Source organism: Frigoribacterium sp. PhB24 (assembly GCF_003755185.1).
Lineage (GTDB): Bacteria > Actinomycetota > Actinomycetes > Actinomycetales > Microbacteriaceae > Frigoribacterium.
Genome location: NZ_RKIC01000006.1, coordinates 1,575 through 4,635, shown reverse-complemented (window position 1 = coordinate 4,635; position 3,061 = coordinate 1,575). Strand labels below are relative to the sequence as shown.

General features: G+C 54.6%; 2 rRNA genes (1 of these 2 running past the window's edge). Both read right to left on the bottom strand.

The features are described 5' to 3' along the window. Positions 1 to 9: 9 nt before the first annotated feature. Positions 10 to 126 (bottom strand): 5S ribosomal RNA (rrf, locus tag EDF50_RS00590). Between the two features lie 164 nt (positions 127 to 290). Beyond that, a 23S ribosomal RNA gene (locus EDF50_RS00585) occupies positions 291 to 3,061 on the bottom strand (it continues 197 nt past the right edge of the window).

Genomic DNA, 3,061 nt, shown 5'->3' with positions numbered 1-3,061 from the left:
CTAAAAGGAGTCCGGCGGTGTCCTACTCTCCCACAAGGTCCCCCTTGCAGTACCATCGGCGCTGAGAGTCTTAGCTTCCGGGTTCGGAATGTGACCGGGCGTTTCCCTCTCGCTATGGCCGCCGAAACATTTACCACACACCGATAATGCTGGTGGTGAAGTCTGTTTCAGACCATGCGTCGCATCCGTGATGGATGTGACGACTTGTCTGTTGAGTTGTTCCCGACCGTATTTCGGGAACCACATAGTGGACGCAAGCAGCTTTCCCCCACCTCTACAGGGAGGGACTGTTGTCAAGTTATCGGCTTATTAGTACCGGTCAGCTCCATGGGTCGTTAGTCCCCACTTCCACATCCGGCCTATCAACCCAGTAGTCTAGCTGGGAGCCTCTCACCCCTAAGGGTATGGAAATCTCATCTCGAAGCCGGCTTCCCGCTTAGATGCTTTCAGCGGTTATCCGTTCCGAACGTAGCTAATCAGCGGTGCCCTTGGCAGGACAACTGACACACCAGAGGTTCGTCCATCCCGGTCCTCTCGTACTAGGGATAGATCTTCTCAAATTTCCTACGCGCGCAGCGGATAGGGACCGAACTGTCTCACGACGTTCTAAACCCAGCTCGCGTACCGCTTTAATGGGCGAACAGCCCAACCCTTGGGACCTACTCCAGCCCCAGGATGCGACGAGCCGACATCGAGGTGCCAAACCATGCCGTCGATATGGACTCTTGGGCAAGATCAGCCTGTTATCCCCGAGGTACCTTTTATCCGTTGAGCGACAGCGCTTCCACAAGCCACTGCCGGATCACTAGTCCCGACTTTCGTCCCTGCTCGACTTGTCAGTCTCACAGTCAAGCTCCCTTGTGCACTTACACTCGACACCTGATTGCCAACCAGGTTGAGGGAACCTTTGGGCGCCTCCGTTACTTTTTGGGAGGCAACCGCCCCAGTTAAACTACCCACCAGGCACTGTCCCAGAACCGGATCACGGTTCGTAGTTAGATATCCAAAGTGACCAGAGTGGTATTTCAACAATGACTCCACCTGAACTAGCGTCCAAGCTTCACAGTCTCCCACCTATCCTACACAAGCCACTCCGAACACCAATACCAAGCTGTAGTAAAGGTCACGGGGTCTTTCCGTCCTGCTGCGCGTAACGAGCATCTTTACTCGTAGTGCAATTTCGCCGAGTTCGCGGTTGAGACAGCTGGGAAGTCGTTACGCCATTCGTGCAGGTCGGAACTTACCCGACAAGGAATTTCGCTACCTTAGGATGGTTATAGTTACCACCGCCGTTTACTGGGGCTTAAATTCTGAGCTTCGCTTGCGCTAACCCTTCCTCTTAACCTTCCAGCACCGGGCAGGCGTCAGTCCGTATACATCGTCTTGCGACTTGGCACGGACCTGTGTTTTTAGTAAACAGTCGCTTCCCACTGGTCTCTGCGGCCTTTCCCGCTCCGGGAGTAAATCCCATCACGGTTCCGGCCCCCCTTCTCCCGAAGTTACGGGGGCATTTTGCCGAGTTCCTTAACCACGATTCTCTCGATCTCCTTGGTATTCTCTACCTGACCACCTGAGTCGGTTTGGGGTACGGGCGGCTTGAACCTCACGTCGATGCTTTTCTCGGCAGCATAGGATCACTGATTTCCCCCAATCGGGGTACGCATCGGATCTCAGGCGCATTGACGACGGATTTGCCTATCGTCAGCCCTACATCCTTACACCAGGTTCACCTTACGGATACCATCGCCTGGCTCAGCTACCTTCCTGCGTCACACCTGTTAATACGTTAACCGCACCAGCATGGGGTCGAGCGTTAGACCGGCCGGCATCACCCCGAAGGGATCAACTCAGCCGGGTTAGGACTCTTAGCACCACTGGATTAGCTTGGGCGGTTCTTCGCCGGTACGGGAATATCAACCCGTTGTCCATCGACTACGCCTGTCGGCCTCGCCTTAGGTCCCGACTTACCCAGGGCGGATTAACCTGGCCCTGGAACCCTTGGTCTTTCGGAGGACGGGTTTCTCACCCGTCTTTCGCTACTCATGCCTGCATTCTCACTCGTGTGGCCTCCACGGCTGGTTTACACCGCCGCTTCACTGGCCACACGACGCTCTCCTACCACTCCGTACGACTGAACCACGAAGGCTTGTCTATAATACGAAATCTACAACTTCGGTGGTGTGCTTGAGCCCCGTTACATTGTCGGCGCGGAATCACTTGACCAGTGAGCTATTACGCACTCTTTCAAGGGTGGCTGCTTCTAAGCCAACCTCCTGGTTGTCTATGCAACTCCACATCCTTTCCCACTTAGCACACGCTTAGGGACCTTAGTTGGTAGTCTGGGTTGTTTCCCTCTCGACGATGAAGCTTATCCCCCACCGTCTCACTGCTGCGCTCTCACTTACCGGCATTCGGAGTTTGGCTGACGTCAGTAAGCTTTTGGGCCCCATCGGCCATCCAGTAGCTCTACCTCCGGCAAGAAACACGCAACGCTGCACCTAAATGCATTTCGGAGAGAACCAGCTATCACGAAGTTTGATTGGCCTTTCACCCCTATCCACAGCTCATCCCCTCAGTTTTCAACCTAAGTGGGTTCGGTCCTCCACGACGTCTTACCGTCGCTTCAACCTGGCCATGGATAGATCACTTCGCTTCGGGTCTAGGACATGCGACTGTGTCGCCCTATTAAGACTCGCTTTCGCTACGGCTACCCCACACGGGTTAACCTCGCCACATATCGCTAACTCGCAGGCTCATTCTTCAAAAGGCACGCTGTCACCCCTACAAGGAGGCTCCAACGGTTTGTAAGCAAACGGTTTCAGGTACTATTTCACTCCCCTCCCGGGGTACTTTTCACCTTTCCCTCACGGTACTTGTCCGCTATCGGTCATCTGGGAGTATTTAGGCTTATCAGGTGGTCCTGACAGATTCACACGGGATTTCTCGGGCCCCGAGCTACTTGGGATCCCCATTCAGCCAGCGCCAGCATTTCGGCTACGGGGTTCGCACCCTCTATGACCAGCCATTCAAAGCTGTTCGCCTATACTGCGCTGTAACTGCT